Source organism: Ruegeria atlantica (assembly GCF_001458195.1).
Taxonomy (GTDB): domain Bacteria; phylum Pseudomonadota; class Alphaproteobacteria; order Rhodobacterales; family Rhodobacteraceae; genus Ruegeria; species Ruegeria atlantica.
On the sequence record NZ_CYPU01000039.1, the window covers coordinates 211,890 to 235,930 of the forward strand.

Genomic DNA, 24,041 nt, shown 5'->3' on the forward strand with positions numbered 1-24,041 from the left:
TGACAGCATAGGCATTGCCGCCCGTTGACGCCCAACGGCCCCTTGCATAGGAAGGACAAAACCCAACGGAACCGGGCGCAGTGGCGTCCAAAGGGAATGTCATGACCGACCAGTCCAGCGCACCACGTTCTTTTCAAGAGATTATCTTGCGGCTTCAGACCTATTGGGCCTCAAAAGGCTGCGCCATTCTGCAGCCCTATGACATGGAGGTTGGTGCAGGTACGTTCCACCCGGCGACCACCTTGCGCGCGCTTGGGTCGAAAACTTGGGCCGCAGCTTATGTGCAGCCTTCGCGCCGCCCGACGGATGGGCGCTATGGCGAGAACCCCAACCGGTTGCAGCATTATTATCAGTATCAAGTGCTGATCAAACCCAGTCCGCCGGATTTGCAGGACCTGTATCTGGGCTCGCTTGAGGCGATTGGCATCGACATGAACCTGCATGACATCCGGTTTGTCGAGGATGATTGGGAAAGCCCCACCCTTGGGGCATGGGGTCTGGGTTGGGAAGTTTGGTGCGACGGCATGGAAGTCAGCCAGTTCACATACTTCCAACAGGTCGGTGGCCATGATTGTGCGCCGGTCTCGGGCGAGCTGACCTATGGTCTGGAGCGTCTGGCGATGTATGTACTTGGCATTGATCACGTGATGGGCATGCCGTTCAACGATCCGCAGTCACCAAGCCCGCTTTCCTATGGCGACATCTTCAAGCAGACCGAAGAAGAATACGCCCGCTGGAACTTTGACGTGGCCAACACCGAAGTGTTGTTGCGCCACTTCGAAGAAGCCGAAGCTGAGTGCGCCGCCATTCTGGCACAAGAGCATGACGACCCAAAAACTGGCAAGCGCATCATCATGGCGCACCCGGCCTATGATCAGTGCATCAAGGCCAGTCACGTGTTCAACCTGCTGGACGCGCGGGGCGTGATCTCGGTAACCGAGCGTCAGGCCTATATCGGCCGCGTGCGGGCTTTGGCGAAGCAATGCGCAGACGCATTCCTGCTGACCGAGGCCGCCGGGTTCGACGCTTGATGCGCCGCTCAGGCCAGTCCGGGCAGCAAGACCTTAAGGCCAGCCGCGATCATGCTGATTGCGATGGCCGACAGGATCATGCCCATGAACCGGCTCATGATAACACGAGCATTGTCAGACAGACGTTTGGCAATGGCTGCGGCGTTCCAGAATGTCACGAACAGCAACAGCAGGACGGCCAGGAAAACGCCAGCGTAAACAATGGCATCTACCGGTTTGTGGATGTGGCTTGCATACAGGATCAACGTGGTAATTGTGCCCGGCCCGACAAGGATCGGAAAGGCCAGCGGATAAAAGGCAACCGTATCAGGTTCAGGATAGGATTGCCGTTCCCCCTCGGTTCCGTGATGCGACGTGCTGGGCTTTCCGTTCAGCATGTTCAGGCCAATCATCAAAACGACCAGACCACCCGCGACGCGCAGGTCATCGACGCTGATGCCGAACAGGCTGAGCGTTTGACTTCCCACAGCCGCAAACGATGCGCCAAGGATCAGGCAGTAGAGGGCAGTCTTTGTAGCCACTTTGCGTTGCTCAGCCGGGGCAAGGCCGTCGGTGACGCTAAGGAATACTGGCAGGTTCGTGATTGGATTCATGATCGCAAAAAGCGCTCCGAAGAATCCTACGGCAAGGGTGCTGTCCATTTCAAAAGTCTCTTTCCGGCCTGTAATCAATTGGAACCTGTCCTATTTTTACCGATCGTGAAAGAGGCATCGTGAGCAAAAGGAAAAGACGATGACAGGAAAAGTGCTTGCGATCATAGTGCTGATCTCGGCGGCAGTAGCTGGTTTTGGGATGTATTACCTGCAGATCTACGGATTTTATTATGACGTGGAATCCAAGCCCGGTCAGGATGTCATGTTAATGAAGGAAGGGGCCGAGGCGCCGACGCCTATATCCTACAGTGCGTTTCAGGCGATTGACGCGGACAGCTCACCCATCCGCTACCGTGCCTGTTTCGATACGGATCTGACGCTTGCGCAGATTGAGGAAACCCATGTCGCGGTCGAGAATGCAGAACCGCTGACCGCGCCCGGATGGTTCGATTGCTTTGACGCCGTGGCGGTGGCGGATGCCCTGAAATCAGGCGAGGCCAAAGCCTTTCTGGGCGCAAAAAACATCCACTTTGGCGTTGACCGAATTGTTGCCGTTACAAAAGGCGGCAAAGGCTATGTCTGGCACGCGCTGAACAATTGCGGCGAAAAGGCCTATGACGGCACCGTGATTGGCGAAGAATGCCCGGACCGGCCACAGAATTGAGGATAAGATGACCACCGAGACCCTGCAGATACCTGATTTCCTGACCGCTACGTTGGGCTTTGCGGTGTATCTTTTGGGGGTCGAGATCAATGCGCGCGTCGCCACACTACGCCAGTTCAACATTCCCGAACCTGTCACGGGTGGCCTGCTGGCCTCACTGGTCGTGCTGTTATTGTATCTGGCCTTCGATCTTGAGCTGTCCTTTGACCTTGCCACACGGGATTTTCTGTTAGTGGTGTTCTTTGCGGGCATCGGGTTAAACGCGCGACTCTCTGACCTGATATCAGGCGGCAAGCCTCTGTTTTTACTTTTGATCCTGACTTTGACTACGATTGTTGCGCAAAACGGGATCGGGGCAATTGGGGCGTCTATGTTCGGGTATCCGGCGCAGGCTGGGGTTCTGTTCGGCTCGGCATCTCTGATCGGCGGGCACGGAACTGCGATTGCCTGGGCCCCCGAGGTTGCCGAGGCCACCGGCCTGGACGGCGCAACTGAGCTAGGCGTTGCCGTTGCAACACTTGGGCTTGTTCTGGCTGCTTTGGTTGGTGGACCGATAGCGCGGCTTCTGGTCGAAGGGCGCAACCTCAGCCCTGCACGCCCCGACGAGGATCACACAGTGGGGCTTCCCACTGACGGCGATGACGTGTCCAGCAAAATCGATCATCTGTCGATCATGCGCGTTCTCCTGTTCCTCAACCTGGCGATCATTGCGGGGTATTCGCTGGGCGAGGCGATCAGCGCTGCCGGTTTGAAGCTGCCGCTGTTCGTGCCTTGTCTCATCATGGGCATCGTCATCGCGAACCTGCGCGCATGGCTTGCACCCAGCCGCCCACCAATTGAACGCACCCCCTCGCTGGCGTTGATTTCGGAATTCTCGCTGGGTGCGTTTTTGGCCATGTCATTAATGAGCCTGCAGCTTTGGACCATCGCGGAACTCGGCCTTGCCATTGTGGTCATCATGTCGGCCCAGACCTTGTTCGCAGTGGCATTTGTGATCTGGGTTCTGTTTCCTGTCATGGGCAGCAATTACCGCGCCGCCGTTCTGGCCGCCGGATTCGGAGGCTTCGCCCTAGGCGCCACCCCGACCGCTATTGCAAATATGACCGCTGTCACCAAACGATATGGCCCATCGCCTATTGCTTTTATCGTATTGCCCCTTGTATCCGCATTCTTTGTGGATATCGCTAATGCCATCGTCATTCAGACGATCGTCAATTTCTAAGGATCGAATATGCCCGACCTGCTGATCGAATTGTTTTCCGAGGAAATCCCCGCGCGCATGCAGACCCGTGCCGGCGAAGACCTGAAAAAGCGGATCACCGATGGTTTGGTCGAGGCCGGTTTGACCTACGCATCTGCTGCTACGCTGACAACGCCGCGCCGCCTGACGCTGGCGGTCGAAGGGTTGCTTTCGGAAAGCCCCATGATCCGCGAGGAACGCAAGGGTCCGAAAGTCGGCGCGCCGGACAAAGCCATCGAAGGTTTCCTGCGGGGCGCAGGTCTGACCCGTGATCAACTGGAAGAGCGTGAAACACCCAAAGGCGCGGTTTATTTCGCCACCATTGAAAAGGCAGGACGCCCGGCAGCTGAAATCGTTGCAGAAGTGCTTGAGGCGACGATCCGTAACTTCCCCTGGCCGAAATCCATGCGCTGGGGAAGTGGCGGTTTGCGCTGGGTGCGCCCGCTGCATTCCATCCTATGCATTCTGACCGATGAGGCCGGCGCGCAGGTTGTGCCGATGGAAATCGACGGCATCACGTCCGGCGATACCACCGAAGGTCATCGTTTCATGGCGCCGGGTCGCTTTGCCGTGTCGTCCTTCGAGGATTACGCCGCAAAACTGAAGCGCGCGTTTGTGGTGCTGTCGCCTGAGGAACGGGCTGAGCATATCTGGAACGACGCCCAGAACCTTGCCTTTGCGGCGGGATTGGAAGTGGTCGATGACAAGGGCCTGCTGGCCGAGGTCGCCGGGTTGGTTGAATGGCCGGTTGTCTTGATGGGGCAGATCGACAACGAGTTTCTGGCGCTGCCGCCCGAGGTTCTGCAAACCTCGATGAAAGAGCATCAGAAATTCTTCTCGGTCCGCAATCCCAAGACAGGCCGGATTGAACGCTTTATCACCGTGGCCAACCGCGAAACCACCGATAATGGCGCGACCATTCTGGCGGGGAACCAAAAAGTGCTGTCGGCGCGTCTGGCCGATGCGAAATTCTTTTGGGAGAACGACCTGCGCGTCGCCAAATCGGATATCGCCCAATGGACCCACGCGCTGGAAAACGTGACCTTCCATAACAAGCTTGGCACACAGGCTGGACGGATTGATCGCATCGCGGCACTGGCCCGCGAACTGGCCCCGGTGACAGGCGCGGATGCAGATCAGGCCGCGAAAGCCGCGCGTCTGGCCAAGGCCGATTTAAGCTCCGAGATGGTCTATGAATTCCCGGAACTTCAGGGGCTTATGGGTCGATATTACGTCGAATCCGCCGGTGAGGACGCCGCCGTGGCCTCCGTGGCGCAGGAACATTACTCGCCGTTGGGGCCGTCGGATGATGTGCCCACCGCGCCGTTGTCTGTAACTGTGGCGCTGGCCGACAAGTTGGACACGCTGACCGGGTTCTGGGCGATTGAGGAAAAGCCCACGGGATCGAAAGACCCGTTTGCCTTACGCCGCGCGGCGTTGGGCGTGACGCGATTGATAATCGAAAACGATTTGCGTCTAAGGTTGGATCGGTTCTTTGATAGCCAATTGGTCCGGGCAGAGGGTGCCATCAATGACGGGTTGCCGAAATCAGATGTCGAGGACCTGCTGGAAGAAATCGCGGATCACGGTGTCTTCGGTGCAGCGTTCAAAGCGGTCAAAGACAATCTCGGCGACAAACCGACCGCTGAATTTCTGGGGTTGGAGAAGAAAGTCCCGGACGCGTCCGACGATCTCCTCTCCTTCTTCCATGACCGCCTCAAAACCTTCCTCCGGGACGAGGGTATCCGCCACGACATCATCGACGCCTGCATCGCGATGGACGGCAATGACGACCTCAACCTGCTGGTCAAACGCGCCCGTGCGCTGAATGCGGTGATCGCGACTGAAGATGGCGAGAACCTCGTGCAGGGGTTCAAGCGCGCCAACAACATTCTGACCCAGGCCGAGGAGAAGGACGGGGTCGAGTATTCCTATGGCGCAGATATCAAGTTTGCAGAGACCGACAGTGAAAAAGCTCTGTTCGGCGCGTTGGAAGCTGCACAGGCCAAGATCGACCCGGCGCTGAAGGCCGAGGATTTCCCAAGTGCGATGTCGGCCATGGCCGACCTGCGCGGCCCGGTGGATGCGTTCTTTGAGGATGTTCAGGTCAATACCGACAACGACATCCTGCGCCGTAACCGTCTGAACCTGCTCAGCCAGATCCGTCAGGTCTGCTTCAGTGTTGCCGATCTGAGCCGCATCGACGGCTGATCCAGAACGCCCTTGCGCCGTTGGTGCAGGGGCTTATGCTGCGGTGAAATCAAAAGGTGCCGCAGTGCAGAATAATCCGCATACTACGCTTATCACGTCCGAAGCGCCCGTTGCCGCCAACACGCATGGCGGACGGGCGAAATGTCTGCAACGTCTGGTTCGTCTGGAGCTGCCGGTTCCACGAACGGTCGCGTTGTCATTTGATGCGGTGCATCAGATATCGGACGGGCAGGTGCCGGATTTGGCCGCTGTTCTTGAGCAGTTTGATCATACCGCGCTGCTGTGTGTCCGGCCCAGTTCCGAAGATCCCGATTGGGGCGGCCCGGGTGCCATCCTGAACATCGGCATGAATGACGCGCGCTATGTCGATCTGTCGGATTCGATGGGGGTCGAGGCCGCGGCTGCGCTGTATCTGCGCTTTGTCCAAAGCTATGCCGTTCATGTTGCGCGGCTGGACCCGGATGTGTTTGACGAGATTGACGCCGATGGCCGTGAGGGGCTGCAGGAATCTCTGAGGGCTTACGAAGACGAGACGGACGAAGCCTTTCCGCAGGATCGCGGTGAGCAGTTGATTGCTGTGCTGCGTTCGATGGCACGCGCATGGGAGGGCACCTCGGCCCGATTGTTGCGTCAGGCCAAGGGTGCGCCAGCGGATGCCGGTCTGGGGCTGGTGATCCAAGAGATGATCCCCGGCGTCGGGCAGGGGGAATGCGGATCGGGCGTGTTGCAACTGATTGATCCGACCACTGGATTGCCGCAGATAACCGGCCGGTATCTGAGCCAAAGTCAGGGGCGGGATGCGCTGGGGGAAGGCGTCGCGGCGTTGTACCTGGAAAAGGATCCGCGCGGAAAGTCTCTGGAGGAGGTCGCGCCCAAGGCATTTGCGGACCTCAAAACGCATGCGGCGCTGATGCGGGTCAAGCTGCGCGAGGAAATGCAGGTCGAGTTCGTGATTGAAAACGGCCACGTTCACATTTTGGATGGTGTCCGGGTTCAACGCAGCGCACGCGCGGCGATGCGGATCGCTGTGCGCCTGGCCGAAGACGGGATCATTCCGCCGCAAGAGGCTGTAATGCGGGTTGATCCACATTCCCTGAACGAGCTGTTGCACCGGCAGGTTCACCCTGATGCGGAACGGGACACCCTGACCACCGGAATTGCCGCCAGTCCGGGCGCTGCAACCGGCAAGATCGTGTTCACTTCGGCCGAGGCGCAGGCTAGCGCCGCGCGGGGAGAGCCGTGCATTTTGGTTCGGCGCGAGACCTCTCCGGAAGATGTGCGCGGTATGCATGCCGCCGTGGCGGTCCTGACGGAAAAGGGCGGCATGACCAGCCACGCGGCGGTGATTGGCCGGGGTTTGGGCCTGCCGTGCATCGTCGGCGCGTCCGAGATGCGGTTTCAGACAAAGAAGAAACAGCTGATGGCTCCCGACGGGCGGGTCTTCAAAACAGGCGACACATTGACCATCGACGGCAGCTCGGGGCAGGTGCTGGCCGGGCAACCAACCATGCTAGAGGCTGCTCTGGATGACTGTTTCCAGACTCTGATGGGCTGGGCTGACGCAGAGCGGGACATTGCAATTCGCGCCAACGCGGACACACCCGCAGACGCGCAAACCGCGCGGAACTTCATGGCGCAAGGGATCGGGTTGTGTCGGACTGAGCACATGTTCTTTGACCCCGGTCGCCTTATCGTAATGCGCGAGATGATCTTTGCGCAGACCTCGTCCGGTCGCGAAGCGGTGTTGGAACGCTTGCTGCCGATGCAGCGCGATGACTTCGCGCAGCTATTCCGGATCATGGAGGGACAGCCTGTCTGTATCCGTCTGTTCGATCCACCGTTGCATGAATTTCTTCCGACCACGCGCACCGGCCAACGCGAACTTGCCGAAGCGCTAGACCTGCCGGTCTCAGATGTCGAACGCAGGGTCGACGCCATGACCGAATATAACCCGATGCTGGGCCTGCGCGGCGTACGTCTGGGTGTGACGGTTCCCGAAATCTACGACATGCAGGCGCGTGCGATTTTCGAGGCGACGCTTGAAGCCAGCAAAGACGGCGCACCGGTGGTGCCCGAGGTGATGATCCCGCTGGTATCCGCCAAGCGCGAGGTCGAACTGGTCAAGGCGCGCATCGATTCCGTGGCAGCGGCCGTCGCCGCCGAACGGGGGCAGGAATTTGAGTACCGGTTGGGCGTGATGGTAGAAACCCCTCGGGCTTGTTTGCGGGCGGCCGAGATCGCGCCGCAAACCGCGTTTTTAAGTTTCGGAACCAATGACCTGACGCAGATGACCTACGGCCTGTCCCGCGATGACGCAGGCCGGTTCATGTCGGCTTATGTCCGGCAGGGTGTCTTTGTCGAAGACCCGTTTCATGTGTTGGACGCGGACGGAGTTGGCGAATTGCTTAAACTGGGGGCTGAACGCGGCAGGCAAGCACAACCAGAAGTCACATTGTCGGTTTGCGGCGAACATGGCGGTAACCCCGAATCAATCGCCATTTGCCGAGAATTGGGCTTTGACTACGTGTCCTGTTCGCCCTTCCGGGTGCCCGTCGCTCGGCTGGCTGCCGCTCAACTGGCGATTTCGTCCAGACTTGGGGGTTGACAGAAGGGCAGCACTCTAGAATTAGTAGGTAACAGAAAGCGCCGTCGTCAAATATTGTTGACGAAACGGCGGTTTTCCACTTGCTTTTCCGTCAGAACTGGACGTCGCCGTTTGAATTCGGTAATAGCCTCATCGCGCCCGCCGGGGGAGGGTCTGGCGCTAATTGTGCCTGTGCGAGGTTATCTGATGCTACGATACATATTGGCTGTTGCCACATTGGCAGCAACCGTGCTGCCGAGTGTTTCCGTCGCCGAGAGGGAAGCTACCGAATCTGCTAAACGCGAACTTGTAACCCGGAGCGAATTGCCCGGGCAAAAGTTCCGTGATTACTTAGGCCTGTTTAAGCCACGTAAAGAACCTGTGCTGCAACAGGTGTCCTATTCCAAGGATTGGCTGGATCAACTGCCGACTGCCGCTGGTGACGAGAACTTCAAATGTCTGGCCGAGGCGCTGTACTTTGAAGCGCGCGGCGAAAGCGTTCGCGGTCAGTTCGCCGTGGCCGAGGTGATCCTGAATCGGGTCAAAAGTAGCCGCTTTCCAAGTTCGCTGTGCGGGGTGATCAAGCAGGGAACCGGTAAGAAGTACCAATGCCAGTTCACCTACACCTGCGATGGTCAGAAAGAAGTTATCCGCGAGAAAAGAGCCTATGAGCGTGTGTCCAAGGTTGCCCGCGCGGCAATCGACGGCGTTGGCGTCGGGCTGACCGAAGGGGCGACCCATTACCACACCAAAGCGGTGCGTCCGTCATGGTCGCGTGTCTACAAAGAGACCGCTCGCATCGGGGTCCACATTTTCTACCGCCACAACTATCGGACCGCGAGCAACTGATTGACGCACCCGCGCTGGAATCTTGATGGCGCGGGGCGTTTTCTGCCTTATGTAGCGGGCCAGGAGGTCCGCCATGATGTTATCCCGCAGACGGTTTCTACAAACTTCGACCGCGCTTGCCCTGCTGCCAAAGGGGGCGCATGCAGTCAGCTTTGATCTGGTTGCGCAAGAGGCGCTGCAACAGATTGCGCCTGATGGTTATCCAGCTACGCCGGTTTGGACCTATGGCGGTCGCGTTCCCGGGGTCGACATCCGATTGCCTCAGGGCGGGCGCGTCAGTCGCAAGCTGATAAACAACCTGTCTCAACCGACGGCAGTGCATTGGCACGGAATTCGGATCGACAACGCAATGGATGGCGTGCCCGGGTTGACGCAGGACGCGGTCGAGATGGGTCAATCCTTCGACTATAACTTTGTTGCGCCAGATGCAGGAACCTTTTGGTATCACTCGCATAACCGGTCTACCGAACAGGTTGCACGAGGTCTCTATGGACCCCTGATCGTTGAAGAATCTAGCCCGCCGGATATTGATCAGGATCTGACGCTGATGCTGGACGATTGGCGGCTAGACCCTGAAACCGCGCATATCGTGGATGATTTTGACAATGGACACGACCTTAGCCATGCGGGGCGGCTGGGTAATCTGGTGTCCGTCAATGGCGGCTTTGATCCGGCTTACCCTGTTGGATCGGGGGAACGATTGCGATTGCGTCTGATCAATGCATCGAACGCTCGGATATTTGATTTGGCGTTGGACGGGCTGGCGGGTTGGATCGTGGCGCTGGATGGCATGCCGCTGGCAGTTCCATTGCCTGTAGAGGAGAGCTTCCCACTTGCGCCCGCACAACGGGCAGACCTTGTCGTGGATGTGACGTCCGCGTCCGGAGATGTCGCGGGTCTCGCAAGTATCGAGCGGGATGGCGGCTATGGCTTGGTACGCTTTCAAGTTTCCGAAGCGTCCACATCGCAAAGGCAGGGTATTGAACCATTGCCTGCGAACAATATGCCTGAATTTCAGTATGATCAGGCACCGCTGCATCGCATGTCCCTGCAGGGCGGTGCGATGCGATGGCTCGAAGGAGCCAAGCTTGGCGATCAGGGCCTGACAGGCCGTGAGCTGGCTCAACTGGGCCGGTTCTGGGCGTTGAACGGATACGCGGAACGACCCAAGGATCCGTTTCTGGATGCGCGTCTGGGTCAGGTGCACCGGATCGAGTTTGTGAACGAAACCGCTTTCCCTCATGCCATGCACCTGCATGGTCACCACTTCCGGCTCATCCTGCCGGATGGCAGTTTGGGGCCTTGGCGCGACACCGTACTGGTGGACCGGGGCCAGACACGTCAAATCGCTCTGGTCACAGATAATCCAGGCGATTGGCTGCTGCATTGCCATATGCTGGGACATGCCGCATCGGGAATGATGAGCTGGTTTCGCGTCACCTGACGCCGCATTCGATGGCTGGAAAGACGCATGTTGCGGTGTTATACGCCCGCGCATCGTTTATTTTGGGCGAATACGTCCACAAAGCCCGAAAAGGTCCGCCTGTATGAGCTCTGAAATCCGTCTTGCCTTTGCGCACCCGTCCGAGCGGTCCGAAGCGACCGCTGCCCGGGGGCCGCTGGATCGTATTTCCTTGCGCGATCATATCGTCGAGGTGGAGATCGGCGCGTTTCAGGCCGAACGTGGAACGACACAGCGCATTTGCTTTAACATCGTGGTTGAAGTTCGCCCTTTGACCGATCCCATCGACGATGACGTGGATCGCATCCTGTCCTATGACCGGGTGACTGAGGCGATCACGTATGAGCTTGCGGCGGAACGTCTTAACCTGCTTGAGACTTTGGCAGACCGGGTGGCTGAACGAATTTTACTTGAGCCACAGGCCGTAAGAGCTTTTGTCAGAATAGAAAAACTGGATCGTGGTCCTGGCGCTTTGGGTGTCGAGATCGTGCGCGGAAAAGACAAGACTCACCACGACGTCGTCGAAGAGGAACGCCCGCATCCCCGTCTGGCTTTCCTGTCGAATGAGGCCATTGCCTCGCCCAATCTGACCGGGTGGATCGATCAGTTGGAAAACCGCGAACGACCCCTAATCCTGTGCGTCGGTGCGGCGGATATGCCTGTTTCACAGACTGGCCACGCGATGACCCAACGCCGAATTGATCTGTTGGCGATTGAACAGAATGCCTGGGTTTTAGCTGCCCGCGATCACCGCTGTGTTGTCGTTTCAACGCGGACTGAGCTGGATTGGGCCATGAAAAATGGTCAGATTTGCGTCTGGGCACCCTCAAAAATCGTACTGGATGCTGTTGACGGCCAATCGGCGGCACCTTCGGATGCGGTGGCGCTGGCGGCATGGTTTGCTGCCACTTTTGAGGCGAGTGAGATGATGGTGATCGGCGGCGCGCTGCCCGACGCCCCTGAAACCCCTTTGCGTGCGATCTCGGTGGATCAGGCACAACTGTGACCGCTTATTTTCGACCTCTGGTTCAGCATGGTCCGAACCGTCCGCCGGGTTCAGTGCCGCTAGCTGGCCAGCCGCTTTGGTTTACCCATGTTGAACGGTTAAGCCGAAAAGAACGTCCAATGATCATTGCCGTGCAGGATGTACCAGGTGATGCGCTGGACCGACTGACGCGTCCGCGTGCCGATGTTGCGGGCCTTGCCATGGATCGCCCGCACATTATGGGCATTCTGAATGCGACCCCAGATAGTTTCTCGGATGGCGGTGTGCACAATTCGGTCAGCGCGGCCCAATCTGCGGCTGAACAGATGGTTTCACAAAACGCAACCATTCTGGATATCGGCGGCGAATCGACCCGACCCGGCGCAACCTTCGTGCCAGAAGATGAAGAGATCGCCCGGACCCGCCCCCTGATCGAAGCCATCAAATCCCGCACTGATGCGTTGATATCCATCGATACGCGCAAATTCGCCGTCGCCAAAGCCGCGTGGGAGGCCGGAGCAGGGCTGATCAACGACGTAACCGGCTTTACCTTTGATCCGCAGTTGGCGCCGTTTTGTGTAAAAGTTGGCGCCCCGGTTTGTGTGATGCACATGCAGGGCGACCCGGGCACGATGCAGGACAACCCGACCTATCAAGACGTTCTGCTGGACGTCTACGATTTCCTTGAGGGTCAGGTGGATCGCCTCGAAAACCTCGGATTGGATCGGGATCAGATTATCATTGATCCGGGCATAGGGTTTGGCAAGACCGAGGCACATAACCTGGCGTTGCTGCAGGGGATCAGCCTGTTTCACGGTTTGGGCTGTCCGATCCTGTTGGGTGTGTCCCGCAAAGGTATGATCGGGCAAATTGGCAAAGAGCCGCGCAAGGACGCCCGCGCGCCGGGATCAATCGCCGTCGGGCTGGCTGGATTGTCACAAGGTGTTCAAATTTTGCGCGTGCACGATGTTGCTGAAACCGCTCAGGCCTTGCGCCTTTGGGCCGCCGTCCGGTAAGGCGGAGGCAGGCAGGAAATGACGGAGTGACATTATGCGCAAGCTGTTCGGAACCGATGGGGTGCGGGGTACCGCCAATACCCATCCAATCACAGCCGAAATGGCATTGCGCATCGGGGCCGCCGCTGGTCGTTACTTTCGCCGTGACCAATCAGACGTTCACCGTGTGGTGATCGGTAAGGATACGCGCCTGTCCGGTTATATGGTGGAAAACGCCCTGACGGCCGGATTGACCTCGACCGGGATGAACGTGTTGCTGCTTGGGCCGGTTCCGACGCCCGCTGTCGGTCTGATGACACGGTCGATGCGCGCAGATCTGGGGGTCATGATTTCGGCCAGCCATAACCCGGCCGAAGATAATGGTATCAAGTTCTTTGGCCCTGACGGATACAAGCTGTCTGATCAGGCGGAACTCGAGATTGAAAGGCTGATCGAGGAAGGTGTCAAACCTGCGCAGGCCCAGAATATCGGCCGTGCCAGACGGGTGGATGATGCGCGGTTCCGATACGGTGAGCGCGTCAAATCCTCGCTGTCGCGTGACTTGCGTCTTGACGGGCTAAAAGTTGTTGTCGATTGCGCCAATGGGGCCGCACACCGCACGGCGCCCGAGGTTTTGTGGGAATTAGGTGCCGAAGTGATCCCGGTCGGCATTACGCCGAATGGTAAGAACATCAACCTAAACTGTGGGTCGACCAAACCGCAGCTGGCTGCCGAAACCGCCGTGGCCCATGGTGCAGATGTAGGGATTTGTTTGGACGGTGACGCCGATCGCGTCGTTATGATCGACGAGAATGGTCAGGTCGCGGATGGCGATCAGTTGATGGCGCTTTTGGCGACCAGTTGGGCCGAGGTAGACCGCCTGAAAGGCGGTGCGTTGGTTGCAACGGTGATGTCGAACCTAGGCCTGGAACGTCATCTTGAAAACCATGGTCTGCGTCTGGAGCGCACCGGCGTCGGGGACCGCTATGTCGTTGAACGTATGCGCGAAGGCGGGTTCAATCTGGGCGGCGAACAATCAGGCCACATTGTCATGAGCGATTACGCGACCACAGGTGACGGCCTGATGGCGGGCCTCCATTTCCTGGCAGAGATGGTTCATACGGGTCGAAAAGCATCGGAATTGGCGGTGCAGTTCGAAACCGTACCGCAAATGCTGAAGAACGTGCGCTATGGCGAAGGACAAGCTCCGCTTGAGGCCGCCAGCGTGCAGGCTGCAATTTCTGACGCCGAGGCGCGGCTGAACGGGCAGGGGCGATTGCTGATCCGGGAGTCGGGTACGGAACCTCTGATCCGCGTCATGGCGGAATGTGAGGATGACGCGCTGTTGACCCAAGTTGTCGACGGCATCGTTGCCGAGGTCGAGGCCGTGACACGCTAGCGCCCGGTTAGCATCTTTCGCAGGCTGAACCACTGACTGATGGCCAGCCCGGTCAGGATCATAGCCAGCGCCACGAAAAAGCGCAGCGGCAATGCCTCGGACAGCACCCATGCGCCGAACACCATCGACCAAATCGGGACCTGGTAATTCACCAGCGTCATAAAGACCGATCCCGCGCTGCGAATGACGGAAACGCGCAGCAGTGTGGCAAATGCCGTAGGGACCAACCCCAAAACGATGATGGCAATGCTTGGGCGGGTACCTTCCCATGTCGGGACGCCTTCAGTCACGAACATGATCGGCAGCAGGATTACTGCGCCGACCAGCAGGGTCAGGGCGGCCAGAACCACCGGATCAATGGGCGGACATAGACGGGTAAAGATCGACGCCAGGGAATAACACAAGGCGGCCCCGATGCAGGCCAGCTGCGCCAAAGGTTCTGACCCGTGGCCAAGTTGCGCCAAGCCGGGGCCGATCAGCACCAACGCACCGCAGAAGCCAAGAGTCACGCCCACCAGTTTTCTCAGGTTCAGGGGCTCGTCCGAAAAGAAATGCGCCAGCGGCAGTACCATCAGAGGGATTGCGGCCATCGACAGACCAGCGAAGGCGGACGGTACGTATTGCTGCCCCCAGCTTAGCAGAACAAAGGGCAGGGCCGAAGACAAGATACCGATCACAAAGACCGAAGCCCACAGGGCAGTCGACCCCGAGGGTAGCTTGCGGTTTGTAGCGGCCATCAACCCCAGCAACATCAGGGCACCCAACGTCGTGCGCGCGGTGGCGACGGTTATAGGTCCGTACCCTTCCAGCGCCATGGCAACGACCATGAACGTCCCGCCCCAGATCAGGCCGAGGGTGATAACACCGCTCCAATCGCGGGATGTGGGGTGCTGGACCATCTTAGTTTCACCTTTAGGCTTGGACAAAAAAGGGCGGCCTGATGGGCCGCCCCTTCGCATTCGCTTGGCAGGATCAGTTCTTTTCCTGATCGACCAGCTTGCCCGCGGAAATCCACGGCATCATGTCGCGCAGTTTCTTACCAACCTGCTCGATCTGATGCTCATCATTGTGGCGGCGAGCCGCTTTGATGGTCGGCTGACCAACAGCGTTTTCCAGCATGAAGTCACGCACGAATTTGCCGGTTTGGATGTCCGACAGCGTCTCTTTCATCGCTTTCTTGGTCTGCTCATAAGGCAGGATCCGTGGGCCGGTGACGTACTGGCCGTACTCGGCAGTGTTCGAGATCGAATAATCCATGTTCGCGATACCGCCTTCATAGATCAGGTCAACGATCAGCTTGGTCTCGTGCAGACATTCGAAATAGGCCATTTCGGGCGCATAACCTGCCTCAACCAGAGTTTCGAAACCACAACGGATCAGTTCGACGATACCGCCGCACAGAACGGCCTGCTCGCCGAACAGGTCGGTTTCGCATTCTTCGCGGAAGTTGGTCTCGATAATGCCCGAGCGGCCGCCACCGATGGCTGAGCAATAGGACAGGCCGATTTCCAGGGCCTTTCCGGTCGCGTCGCTGTCAACAGCGACCAGGCAGGGCACGCCGCCGCCTTTGACGTATTCGCCGCGTACTGTGTGGCCGGGGCCTTTGGGGGCCATCATGATGACGTCGATGCCTTCTTTCGGCTCGATCAATCCGAAGTGGACGTTCAAGCCATGGGCAAAGGCAATGGCCGAGCCGGGCTTGATGTTGTCATGTACGTATTTCTTGTAGGTCTCGGCCTGCAGTTCGTCGGGCATGGTGAACATGATGACGTCGCACCAGGCTGCCGCTTCGGCGATGCCCATGACTTCCAGACCCTCGGCTTCGGCTTTTTTGGCGGATGCCGAGCCTTCGCGCAGAGCGACGACAAGGTTTTTCGCGCCCGAGTCGCGCAGGTTCAGTGCGTGGGCGTGGCCTTGGCTGCCATAGCCCAGGATCGCCACTTTCTTGTCTTTGATCAGGTTGATGTCGCAATCGCGATCGTAATAGACGCGCATGTCGCCGGTCCTTTCTGGTTAGATTGCCGAGGGTTTTACCTGCCGGATGTTGTATTGGCGATAGGGTTGTACTTGAGTATTTGTAAAAAAGATGAAGAATAATTCGTGTAACGCCAAAAATACGAAAAATTCATGCTTGATGATATAGACCGCCGAATCCTGCGCCACTTTCAGGCCGATCCCAGCCTGACTGCTGCGGAACTGGCCGAGCGTTGCCGTATCAGCCAGGGTGTCTGCTGGCGCCGGGTCGAAAAGATGCAGGCCGCCGGAATAATCCAGGGGCAGGAGGCCGTGATCGATTGGGCGGCGCTTGGGTATGCGGTCGAGGTTTCGCTGCGGGTAACGCTGGACAAGACTCAATCGCGCGCGTTTGACGAATTTACTGCCGCCGCCCGGCAAGTGCCCGAGGTGATCGAATTGCAAACATTTCTGGGCAGGGTGGATGTGCGGCTGTCCGTGATTGCCAGAGACATGTCACACTACCAACAACTCTACCGTGACGGCATTCTGACCCTGCCGCATATCGCGGATATTGAGGCCCTGATGCATATCGCGAGGGTCAAGAGCGAAGAGGTCTTGCCGGTATGACCGAATTGGATGAGCTGGACCGAAAAATACTGTGTGCGTTGGCTCAGGACGCCTCCCAGAGCGCCGGGGCGTTGGGGCGTAAGCTGGGTCTGTCACAACCGGCAACATGGCGGCGCATCCGCCGACTGGAAACCTCGGGCGTTATTAAAGGTCGTCGGCTGCGCCTGAATGCCGAGGCGTTGGGATTCGGCGTGACAGTATTCCTTGGCGTGAAACTGGCGCGCAAGGGTCAGGTCAGCCTGGAGGATTTTGAGCGTGCCGTTAGTGCTATTCCCGAAGTTCAGACCGTCGAGCATGTGCTGGGTCTGTACGACTATCGCCTGCGGGTGGTTGCCCGCGACCTGTCGGATTTTGAGCGGGTCCTGCGCCGTCGGATCATGACCTTGCCCGACGCAGGAGATGTCGAAGCCAACGTCCTGCTAAGTGAGGAACGTTTGCCGGGACCGATCGGATAAGCCCGTTCAGTACCGCGTGCGGATGCAATATCCGGGATGGTGCGTCATCCGGGCAAATGCAATCGGATTTCCGTTCTTCCAGGTCGTGCGCTCTAGCTGGATCATCGACGTTCCGGGGGTTGTTCCCATGAATTCCGCCAATCGTCCGTCCGCAGAGATCGCGCAAAAGGAGACCTCAGACTCGGTAAACGGAGAGGCGTTCAGTAGCCATTCATGAGGGCCGTGGTTGGTCAGATCGGCATGTTCGATTTCGGGCACCGCATCTATGTTGATCCAGCGTTCTTCCAATTGGAAGGGACGGTTGTTTGCATAGTGCATACAGATGACTTGCAGGACGCGAATGTCCGCCGATACAGCGATCTGCGAGGCGAGCCAACCGGGGCTTGCGACCACGTTGCGTTCAACCAGCGAGTACCGATAGGTTGCATTTTGGCTTTCAACCGTTTGACGAGCCAAAGAAAATTCCAGCTTGGCATGCTTGCTGGGTTCCTTTTTGACCCGGGTCCCGCTTTTGCGTTTGCGCTCGACAAAGCCCTGATCAGACAGTTCGCGCAGGGCACGGTTCACTGTCGCGCGTGCGCAATTGAATTCCTCGGCAAGTTGCGTTTCGGTTGGCAGAAGCGATCCCTGCGGCCAAATGCGGCTTTCAATCCGCCGTTTGACTTCGTCCCTTACAACTTGAAAACTGATCCGCTTATGCGCATTCACCTGTCGAAATACCTTTCTTCTGTAAAGTGAGTGCATCTGGTCAGAAACACGTCAGAGTGTAAAGGGCAGCTGACACTAATTGGCGTCATTTCTTGCCAGATTCGACCAACAAAATATCATTTGAGTGTTTTGTTTTTAGTTCCCTTAGGTCAGATATTCGGGTTCAGTACGGGTCTCGGCAAATTAACCCGGGTCGCGAGGCCGCTGACGACAATTTGAAAGGACAAACCATGCCAGCGCTATTGGACACCGTCGATCCCTCTGGGCTCGAAGAGTTCTCGGTCGTGTTTACGGATCGGTCTCTGAACCACATGTCAGTTCAGTTTCAACAGGTGATGCGCGACATCTCGGGGTTGCTGAAGGATGTATATAACGCGGATGGTGTGGCCATTATCCCTGGTGGCGGCACCTATGGGATGGAGGCCGTGGCCCGGCAATTTGCGCGCAACGCCAATGTATTGGTCGTTCGGAATGGGTGGTTTTCCTACCGCTGGAGCCAGATTATCGAATTCGGTGATCTGACGGCGTCAGCGACGGTTCTCAAAGCCCGTGAAACCGGCAATTCCAGCCCGTCGCCCTTTGCCCCCGCACCGATTGATGAGGTTGTTTCAACAATCCGTGAACAGCGTCCGGATGTTGTATTTGCCCCACATGTAGAAACCTCGGCCGGTGTCATTCTGCCCGACAATTACGTGACCGCCATGGCCGCGGCGGCGCATGAGGTTGGGGCGCTAATGGTGCTGGACTGCATCGCGTCGGGTTGTGCCTGGGTCGATATGAAGGCCACTGGTGTGGATGTCCTGATCTCGGCCCCCCAGAAAGGCTGGAGCGCATCGCCCTGCGCGGGCCTTGTCATGCTATCTGAGCGTGCCGAAGCGCGGTTGGAGGAGACGACGTCCGACAGCTTTGCCGTTGATCTGAAAAAATGGCGGCAGATCATGCAAGCCTATGAAAATGGTGGGCATGCGTATCACGCGACCATGCCAACGGATGCGTTGAAGGCGTTCCGCGATACGATGGTCGAGACCCACGATTATGGGTTCGACAAGCTGCGGGACGCCCAATGGGCGTTGGGCGATGGAGTGCGGGCTATGCTGCGGGACAAGGGCATCGTCTCGGTAGCAGCGGACGGATTTGGCGCGCCGGGTGTCGTGGTCAGCTATACCTCGGACCCGGAAGTTCAGAATGGTAAGAAGTTTGCGACGTTGGGCATGCAGATCGCAGCAGGTGTGCCGCTGCAATGTGATGAGCCTGAAGGGTTCAGCACCTTCCGCCTTGGTCTGTTTGGTCTGGACAAACTGTACGACGTCGACGGCACCATCGGGCGGCTCCAGCGCGTGCTGGATCAGGTTCTGTGAAACCATTCGGGCCTTAGCGTACGCCGAGGCCCATTTGCATCAAGGTCTTGCGAACAGCCGGTAGAGAATAGAGCGCATTTAGCCCCATTGCCCGGACGTCCCTTAACGGCCGCGCCTCGATCATCGAGGCGCGGTTCAACAGGTCGATGCCTTTGACCCGCATCTCGATTTCGGTGTGGCGAGCCTTGTGATAGGCATCGAGCATCTGCGCATCGCCCAGACCTTCAGGACGGGCCTGCGCCAGTTCCAGCAGACTGCTCAGATCGCCCAGCGACATGTTCAATCCCTGGGCTCCAATTGGCGGCACCACATGGGCGGCCTCGGCCATCAGCGCGACTCGCTCGCCCGCCAGACGTTCTGCTGACTGGCTGATGATCGGCCAGATGGTCCGGCGCGAGGCCAGTTTTAACGGTCCGAACAACCCACAGGACCGTTCGGTCATCAGCGCCTCAAACGCCTCGGACTCGTTGTTGAGCAACTCAACCGCGCGGGGTCCGCGCTCCATCCACACAATCGCCGAAGACGGTTGCCCTTGCCAATCGGGCAGGGGGACCAGGGTGAACGGCCCGCCCGAGCGGTGAATCTCGGTCGAAACATTGTCGTGCGGGATGGGATGTGTGACTGCAAAGGCCAATGCTTTCTGGCCATAGCGCGTGGAATGGACGTTGATCCCAGCCGCCTCGCGCATGGGAGAGTTGCGCCCGTCAGCGGCGACCACCAGTTTGCAACGAATGCGGCTGCCGTCACTCAGGCCGACACGCGCTTCGGCAGTGCGGGTGAACAGACTGACAGTGCCAGTACCGGGGCGGAAATCGACATTGGGCAGTTCGGCCAGTCGTGCCACCATCTCGCGCCGCAGCAGCCAGTTGGGCAGGTTCCAGCCGAAGGGCAGATCCGAAATATCTGCGGCGTTGAAATCGCGTACCACGCGGGGTTCAGGAACATCTCCGCCTGCGTCCACAATCCGCATGATCTGTAAGGGGGCCGCGTGTGGGTCCAGCCGTTGCCACAGCCCGCATTGCTCTAACAAGCCGTGCGCCGGTTGCAAAAAGGCGGTGGTCCGCAAATCAGAGCCGTCCACGTCGCGCTCGGTTATCGGGGGCGTCGGGTCGACGCAAATGACGTCGAACCCGGTGGTTCCAAAGGCCGCCGCAGCGGTCAGACCAGCGATTCCGCCGCCGGAAATCAGGATGTCACAGCTGTCTTTCATGACCTTGGCCTCCGAGTGTTTGGCAGACCCTAGTTCGGTTCTGCATCGGGCGCCAAGTGACATCCTGTCCCGCGTGTTAGCCGCGTGAAATCAGGATGAGGATCAGGAACATCACCGGCACCATCATCACGGCTGGGATGTATAGGCCCGGCAGACCGAACAACAGGGCAGAACAGCCCCACATGCTGAAAATCGCGGCCGCTGTACAACCCCACTCTTCGCCCTTTGCATGAGCGGCATCTTTGGCTAACCAGCCAAACAGGGGAATTGCAAACAACAGGCGCTGCCAGATGGGCAGGCGTCCGGGCATCTCGATCGCGCTCATGGGGTCTCCGATTCTGTTCGTCGCTGAGGCGCATATAGGGTCGATGATGCACCTGCAGAATGTGCAGATCGTCGCAGTGTGGCAGCCTATCGCAGGCGGGACAGAAACGCAGTCAGGTCGTCGGTGTGATGGTGGATATGATCGGCCTCGTGCGGCTGGGGCGCGACGTGAACTGTGCGCATTCCCATCGCGTGCGGAGCAGCCAGATTGCGCGGATCATCTTCGAACATGGCCGCCTTGTCGGAGTCGATGCCATCCTGTGCAAAGATCGCCTCGAACGCGGCCTGTTCGGGTTTTGGACGATAGCCTGCGTGTTCTACGCCATAAACCGCATCGAACAAACCGCTGAGGCCGCGTGCTTTTAGCACACGTTCGGCATAAGGCGCGCTGCCGTTGGTGTAAACGATGCGACGGCCGGGCAAGGACCTGATGTGGTCGGCCAACTCGGCGTCGGGGTCCATGTGGCTCATGTCCACCTGATGCACGGCGTACAGATAAGGGTCGGGGTCCAGGTCATGCTCGGCCATCAAGCCGGCCAGCGTGGTGCCGTATTCCCGCCAATAGTGCGAGCGCAGACGATCCGCCTCGGCTCGGTCGACGCCAATGGCCTGCACCACGTAATCCGTCATCAGAACCTCGATCTGGTCGAATAGTTGCATATGAGGCGGGTACAGCGTGTTGTCGAGGTCGAACACCCATTGTGTGACGTGCGAAAAGGAAGGTTTGACCATGGGTTGGGTTTAGGCCGCCATGCACAGGTTTTCAATGCTACACTTGATTGCACGGGCCTGAGGCGGATAGACATGTCCGAACGAGGAGAAAAAACACCCCATGCCGCAATCCCGTCAGCCTAACAAAGACGCCTATAGCCTTATTCTCGAAGCGATTGATGTGGGCATTTACAAGCCCGGCGACCGATTGGTCGAAAGTGAGCTGGCAGAACGATTTGGCGTGTCTCGTACACCTATCCGCGAAGCGTTGCAGCGACTTGAGACGCAGTCCCTGCTAGAGCGTGACGGACGATCACTGATCGTGGCCTCATTAGATCACAACCAAATGGCCGAACTTTATGTGGTCCGGCGCGAATTGGAAGGGTTGGCCGCAAAGCTGGCCGCGAAACACGCCACCGAAGAAGAGATCAAAGTGCTACAGGACATGGTCGCCGCTGACGATGCGCTGGTGAATGATCCAACGGCACTGTCGCGGGCCAACCGGCGGTTTCATGAACAGATCCATCTGGCTTCGCACAACCGGTATCTGGTGCAGCAGCTGAATCTTGTGCACCGCACAATGGCTCTGATGGCTACGACCTCGCTTGCCGTTCAGGGCCGCGGCGAGATTGCGCAAAGTGAGCACAAGGGCATTGTCGAGGCGATCACCGCAAGGGATGAAGAGGCGGCAGAGCGCGCGCTGAAAGAACATATCTCGGTGGCCTTCATGACCCGGCTGAAACAGGATGCGGTGCTGCGCGAGAAATGATCGTCAGTGCGGCTGTACTTCTTCGCGGGCCTGCCCATGCTGAGTTTTGTCCCAAAAGAACGGGTTGCTGGCCAGTTCCCACAGGGCTTTGTAGGCGGCTAATACGCCTAGCGGAAAATATAGTGGCATTGTTGGAACCCACGGCATCAGGAACCGTCTTTCCTGTGCTGCAACGGCCAGCATTCCAACGATCAGATTGGTGATCTCGGCCACCAAAAACAGGCTGATGAGTGCGTAGAAGGCCCAATCAGACAAAAGCGGATCGAACGGGCCAGGCAAGCCCAGAGTCGCCAACCAAAACAGCCATAGGACCGGTGCCAGTAGAAACTGCCCAATAGTGCCCAAGAAGAACGCCTGAACGCCAAGAAATCGCTTGAACCCGATGTCGCTTATCAGACGCCGCGGAGCACGCATGTGCACCAAATAGGTCACCATGAACCCCTTCAGCCAGCGCGAGCGCTGCTTGACCCACGGCCAGGCACGAAAGTTTGCCTCTTCATAGGTGGTGGTATCAACCATCTCGGTTCGATACCCCGCACGGCTGAGGCGCACGCCCAGATCTGCATCCTCGGTTACGTTGTGGGCATCCCAGCCGCCAAGCTCCAGCAATTTATCCCTGCGAAAAAAGAATGTTGTGCCCCCAAGGGGGACGACCAGACCCAGATGCGCAATGCCTTGCAGGATGATCCGAAACCAGCTGTTGTATTCGATGGTAAAGCAGCGTGACCGCCAATTTGTGCGCGGGTTGTAATAATCCAGAACACCTTGCAGGCAGACGACGTCTTCGTCAGCTCGCGCAAAATGCCGGACCACCCGTTCGATCTGATCCGGTTGCGGCGCGTCCTCGGCATCCCACACACCCAGAACGTCGCCACGGCAAAAATCCAGCGCGTAGTTCATCGCGCGGGGCTTGGTCGTCAGTCCGTTCAGTTCCGGGACTTCCACTGTTCTGATCCAGCTGGGCAGATCCACTCGGCTTAATGTGGTGCGCGTGACCTCATCTGAGGCTTCCAGCACCAGAATGACGTCCAACAACGCTTTTGGGTAGGTCAGGCGTTGCAGCCGCTTTATTAAAGCGCCTGCTATTTCTCGTTCTTTGTAAAGGGGCACCATCATCGATACGCGCGGCAATCGCAATGGAACAGGCTCGGGGGTTGGGCTCCCTTGGCGGCATTTCATAAGGTATGAGACCAAGCCCACAATGCGTAAAACCATGAACAAGAGCAGTGAAACGGTGGCCGTGGTCAAAAGAGCAGCCAGACCAGCCAGAGGAAAGGCTGTAAAAAAGAAAAGAAGTCCCGCAAGGGCCGCGATGGGACCCACGCGCTTTGTCGGCGACCACGATCGACAGCTCTGATCCTTGTCGACCCGGGTTTCCGCGCCTTTTGCCAAAGTTTCGGAAAATGCGCTGGCAATCGCGAGATCAATCTGACTAGTCGATGCAAGTACTGGTGCAATCGTGTGTTCAGTGTCGGACAGGGCGGCGCGTACTGCGGCAAAGCGGTTCGGATCAGCGGTCGCGATCAGCAGGATCGGGCCGATGCGTTGCCATGGGATCACATTATGCTTCAGCCAGAACTCGACCGGTTTGAAGTCACATAAGCTCGGGGAGGGGGGTGTGTCTTTCAGATCGGCAATTTGCAGATTGGTTTGCTCGGAAAGGGCATCCATGACCTCCTGACGGCTGATCCAACCCTCTCCAACAAGGATCTCGCCCAGTGGGGCCTGTTGTCTGGACTGCAGATGCAGCGCCTTTTCAAGCTGCGCGATGGTGATGCAACCACGTTCAACCAAACAGGTGCCCAGAGGTTTCCGCGACCGATTAGAAATCGGCGCGGCGCGTGCGAATTGTTGCAGGCTATGTTCAACCATTAATTTTTCCCAACACGGTGGCCTGGCGTCAGGGTTGC

22 protein-coding genes are annotated in these 24,041 nt (G+C 58.2%); 14 read left to right on the top strand and 8 right to left on the bottom strand.

What is annotated here, in order from left to right; genetic code table 11:
* Positions 1 to 101: 101 nt before the first annotated feature.
* Positions 102 to 1,031 carry a glycine--tRNA ligase subunit alpha gene (locus RUA4292_RS10975; protein ID WP_058277620.1) on the top strand — a complete coding sequence of 310 codons (930 nt, stop codon included), beginning with the start codon at positions 102 to 104 and terminating at the stop codon, positions 1,029 to 1,031.
* 8 nt (positions 1,032 to 1,039) lie between these two features.
* Here RUA4292_RS10975 and RUA4292_RS10980 read toward each other — a convergent pair whose 3' ends face one another.
* Complete coding sequence (locus RUA4292_RS10980; RefSeq protein WP_058277621.1) at positions 1,040 to 1,672, bottom strand: MarC family protein; 633 nt, start codon at positions 1,670 to 1,672, stop codon at positions 1,040 to 1,042.
* Positions 1,673 to 1,763: 91 nt separating this feature from the next.
* Between RUA4292_RS10980 and RUA4292_RS10985 the strand changes: the two genes are divergently transcribed.
* The 9 genes from RUA4292_RS10985 (at position 1,764) to glmM (ending at position 14,013) form a co-directional block, all read left to right on the top strand.
* Entirely contained in the window at positions 1,764 to 2,288 is a 525-nt protein-coding gene (locus tag RUA4292_RS10985; RefSeq protein ID WP_058277622.1) for a DUF6446 family protein, read from the top strand.
* A 7-nt stretch (positions 2,289 to 2,295) separates the two neighbouring features.
* A complete protein-coding gene (gene gltS / locus RUA4292_RS10990) occupies positions 2,296 to 3,510 on the top strand; it encodes a sodium/glutamate symporter (RefSeq protein ID WP_058277623.1) in 1,215 nt (404 codons plus the stop codon).
* Positions 3,511 to 3,519: 9 nt separating this feature from the next.
* Positions 3,520 to 5,739 carry a glycine--tRNA ligase subunit beta gene (glyS, locus tag RUA4292_RS10995; RefSeq protein WP_058277624.1) on the top strand — a complete coding sequence of 740 codons (2,220 nt, stop codon included), beginning with the start codon at positions 3,520 to 3,522 and terminating at the stop codon, positions 5,737 to 5,739.
* 43 nt (positions 5,740 to 5,782) lie between these two features.
* The gene (locus tag RUA4292_RS11000) at positions 5,783 to 8,344 is read left to right on the top strand and encodes a putative PEP-binding protein (protein WP_082637080.1); all 2,562 of its coding nucleotides are present in this window, start codon (positions 5,783 to 5,785) and stop codon (positions 8,342 to 8,344) included.
* 186 nt (positions 8,345 to 8,530) lie between these two features.
* Positions 8,531 to 9,172: a cell wall hydrolase gene (locus tag RUA4292_RS11005; RefSeq protein WP_058277625.1), complete on the top strand. Its 642-nt coding sequence runs from the start codon at positions 8,531 to 8,533 to the stop codon at positions 9,170 to 9,172.
* A gap of 73 nt (positions 9,173 to 9,245) precedes the next feature.
* Positions 9,246 to 10,616: a multicopper oxidase family protein gene (locus tag RUA4292_RS11010; protein WP_058277626.1), complete on the top strand. Its 1,371-nt coding sequence runs from the start codon at positions 9,246 to 9,248 to the stop codon at positions 10,614 to 10,616.
* 103 nt (positions 10,617 to 10,719) lie between these two features.
* Positions 10,720 to 11,640 (top strand): dihydroneopterin aldolase, encoded by a 921-nt coding sequence (locus tag RUA4292_RS11015; protein ID WP_058277627.1) that lies wholly within the window; start codon positions 10,720 to 10,722, stop codon positions 11,638 to 11,640.
* Positions 11,637 to 12,635, top strand: coding sequence for a dihydropteroate synthase (gene folP / locus RUA4292_RS11020; protein ID WP_058277628.1), 999 nt, complete (start codon positions 11,637 to 11,639; stop codon positions 12,633 to 12,635). Before RUA4292_RS11015 ends, folP begins: the two co-directional genes overlap by 4 nt.
* Before the next feature lie 34 nt (positions 12,636 to 12,669).
* The gene (gene glmM / locus RUA4292_RS11025; protein WP_058277629.1) at positions 12,670 to 14,013 is read left to right on the top strand and encodes a phosphoglucosamine mutase; all 1,344 of its coding nucleotides are present in this window, start codon (positions 12,670 to 12,672) and stop codon (positions 14,011 to 14,013) included.
* On the opposite strand, the gene RUA4292_RS11030 is transcribed toward glmM, so the two are convergent.
* Together RUA4292_RS11030 and ilvC are read right to left on the bottom strand one after the other, a co-directional pair.
* Positions 14,010 to 14,912, bottom strand: a complete 903-nt coding sequence (locus RUA4292_RS11030) for a DMT family transporter (RefSeq protein ID WP_058277630.1) — start codon at positions 14,910 to 14,912, stop codon at positions 14,010 to 14,012. The two genes, glmM and RUA4292_RS11030, sit on opposite strands and share 4 nt — an antisense overlap.
* A 73-nt stretch (positions 14,913 to 14,985) precedes the next feature.
* Positions 14,986 to 16,008, bottom strand: coding sequence for a ketol-acid reductoisomerase (ilvC, locus tag RUA4292_RS11035; protein WP_058273912.1), 1,023 nt, complete (start codon positions 16,006 to 16,008; stop codon positions 14,986 to 14,988).
* 132 nt (positions 16,009 to 16,140) lie between these two features.
* Here ilvC and RUA4292_RS11040 point away from each other — a divergent pair, with 132 nt between their 5' ends.
* Complete coding sequence (locus RUA4292_RS11040) at positions 16,141 to 16,596, top strand: Lrp/AsnC family transcriptional regulator (RefSeq protein WP_058277631.1); 456 nt, start codon at positions 16,141 to 16,143, stop codon at positions 16,594 to 16,596.
* Positions 16,593 to 17,051, top strand: coding sequence for an Lrp/AsnC family transcriptional regulator (locus tag RUA4292_RS11045; RefSeq protein WP_058277632.1), 459 nt, complete (start codon positions 16,593 to 16,595; stop codon positions 17,049 to 17,051). The genes RUA4292_RS11040 and RUA4292_RS11045 overlap by 4 nt, the downstream gene beginning before the upstream one ends.
* Before the next feature lie 6 nt (positions 17,052 to 17,057).
* On the opposite strand, the gene hutC is transcribed toward RUA4292_RS11045, so the two are convergent.
* On the bottom strand, positions 17,058 to 17,759 hold the full coding sequence (gene hutC / locus RUA4292_RS11050; protein WP_199520002.1) for a histidine utilization transcriptional repressor HutC: 702 nt from the start codon (positions 17,757 to 17,759) through the stop codon (positions 17,058 to 17,060).
* A gap of 230 nt (positions 17,760 to 17,989) precedes the next feature.
* On the opposite strand from hutC, the gene RUA4292_RS11055 reads away from it, so the two are divergent.
* The gene (locus RUA4292_RS11055) at positions 17,990 to 19,117 is read left to right on the top strand and encodes an aminotransferase class V-fold PLP-dependent enzyme (protein WP_058277634.1); all 1,128 of its coding nucleotides are present in this window, start codon (positions 17,990 to 17,992) and stop codon (positions 19,115 to 19,117) included.
* 13 nt (positions 19,118 to 19,130) lie between these two features.
* Here RUA4292_RS11055 and RUA4292_RS11060 read toward each other — a convergent pair whose 3' ends face one another.
* The 3 genes from RUA4292_RS11060 to RUA4292_RS11070 all read right to left on the bottom strand — a co-directional run bounded on the left by RUA4292_RS11060 (position 19,131) and on the right by RUA4292_RS11070 (position 21,383).
* Complete coding sequence (locus RUA4292_RS11060; RefSeq protein ID WP_058278157.1) at positions 19,131 to 20,327, bottom strand: UbiH/UbiF family hydroxylase; 1,197 nt, start codon at positions 20,325 to 20,327, stop codon at positions 19,131 to 19,133.
* A gap of 76 nt (positions 20,328 to 20,403) precedes the next feature.
* Positions 20,404 to 20,652, bottom strand: coding sequence for a hypothetical protein (locus RUA4292_RS11065; protein WP_058277635.1), 249 nt, complete (start codon positions 20,650 to 20,652; stop codon positions 20,404 to 20,406).
* A gap of 86 nt (positions 20,653 to 20,738) precedes the next feature.
* On the bottom strand, positions 20,739 to 21,383 hold the full coding sequence (locus tag RUA4292_RS11070; RefSeq protein WP_058277636.1) for a pyrimidine 5'-nucleotidase: 645 nt from the start codon (positions 21,381 to 21,383) through the stop codon (positions 20,739 to 20,741).
* Positions 21,384 to 21,483: 100 nt separating this feature from the next.
* Between RUA4292_RS11070 and RUA4292_RS11075 the strand changes: the two genes are divergently transcribed.
* Positions 21,484 to 22,131 (top strand): GntR family transcriptional regulator, encoded by a 648-nt coding sequence (locus tag RUA4292_RS11075; RefSeq protein WP_058277637.1) that lies wholly within the window; start codon positions 21,484 to 21,486, stop codon positions 22,129 to 22,131.
* Positions 22,132 to 22,134: 3 nt separating this feature from the next.
* On the opposite strand, the gene RUA4292_RS11080 is transcribed toward RUA4292_RS11075, so the two are convergent.
* On the bottom strand, positions 22,135 to 24,003 hold the full coding sequence (locus RUA4292_RS11080; protein ID WP_082637081.1) for a glycosyltransferase: 1,869 nt from the start codon (positions 24,001 to 24,003) through the stop codon (positions 22,135 to 22,137).
* Between the last annotated feature and the right edge of the window lie 38 nt (positions 24,004 to 24,041).

Bases quoted from the DNA above. Each gene is read 5' to 3' on its own strand.
- RUA4292_RS11030 (WP_058277630.1), bottom strand. From the start codon at position 14,912: ATGGTCCAGCACCCCACATCCCGCGATTGGAGCGGTGTTATCACCCTC.
- RUA4292_RS11005 (WP_058277625.1), top strand. From the start codon at position 8,531: ATGCTACGATACATATTGGCTGTTGCCACATTGGCAGCAACCGTGCTG.
- RUA4292_RS10975 (WP_058277620.1), top strand. From the start codon at position 102: ATGACCGACCAGTCCAGCGCACCACGTTCTTTTCAAGAGATTATCTTG.
- RUA4292_RS11010 (WP_058277626.1), top strand. From the start codon at position 9,246: ATGATGTTATCCCGCAGACGGTTTCTACAAACTTCGACCGCGCTTGCC.
- RUA4292_RS11065 (WP_058277635.1), bottom strand. From the start codon at position 20,652: ATGAGCGCGATCGAGATGCCCGGACGCCTGCCCATCTGGCAGCGCCTG.
- glmM (WP_058277629.1), top strand. From the start codon at position 12,670: ATGCGCAAGCTGTTCGGAACCGATGGGGTGCGGGGTACCGCCAATACC.
- RUA4292_RS11040 (WP_058277631.1), top strand. From the start codon at position 16,141: ATGCTTGATGATATAGACCGCCGAATCCTGCGCCACTTTCAGGCCGAT.
- RUA4292_RS11060 (WP_058278157.1), bottom strand. From the start codon at position 20,327: ATGAAAGACAGCTGTGACATCCTGATTTCCGGCGGCGGAATCGCTGGT.
- RUA4292_RS11075 (WP_058277637.1), top strand. From the start codon at position 21,484: ATGCCGCAATCCCGTCAGCCTAACAAAGACGCCTATAGCCTTATTCTC.
- RUA4292_RS10985 (WP_058277622.1), top strand. From the start codon at position 1,764: ATGACAGGAAAAGTGCTTGCGATCATAGTGCTGATCTCGGCGGCAGTA.
- ilvC (WP_058273912.1), bottom strand. From the start codon at position 16,008: ATGCGCGTCTATTACGATCGCGATTGCGACATCAACCTGATCAAAGAC.
- gltS (WP_058277623.1), top strand. From the start codon at position 2,296: ATGACCACCGAGACCCTGCAGATACCTGATTTCCTGACCGCTACGTTG.
- RUA4292_RS11055 (WP_058277634.1), top strand. From the start codon at position 17,990: ATGCCAGCGCTATTGGACACCGTCGATCCCTCTGGGCTCGAAGAGTTC.
- RUA4292_RS11080 (WP_082637081.1), bottom strand. From the start codon at position 24,003: ATGGTTGAACATAGCCTGCAACAATTCGCACGCGCCGCGCCGATTTCT.
- RUA4292_RS11045 (WP_058277632.1), top strand. From the start codon at position 16,593: ATGACCGAATTGGATGAGCTGGACCGAAAAATACTGTGTGCGTTGGCT.
- glyS (WP_058277624.1), top strand. From the start codon at position 3,520: ATGCCCGACCTGCTGATCGAATTGTTTTCCGAGGAAATCCCCGCGCGC.
- RUA4292_RS11015 (WP_058277627.1), top strand. From the start codon at position 10,720: ATGAGCTCTGAAATCCGTCTTGCCTTTGCGCACCCGTCCGAGCGGTCC.
- RUA4292_RS11070 (WP_058277636.1), bottom strand. From the start codon at position 21,383: ATGGTCAAACCTTCCTTTTCGCACGTCACACAATGGGTGTTCGACCTC.
- RUA4292_RS10980 (WP_058277621.1), bottom strand. From the start codon at position 1,672: ATGGACAGCACCCTTGCCGTAGGATTCTTCGGAGCGCTTTTTGCGATC.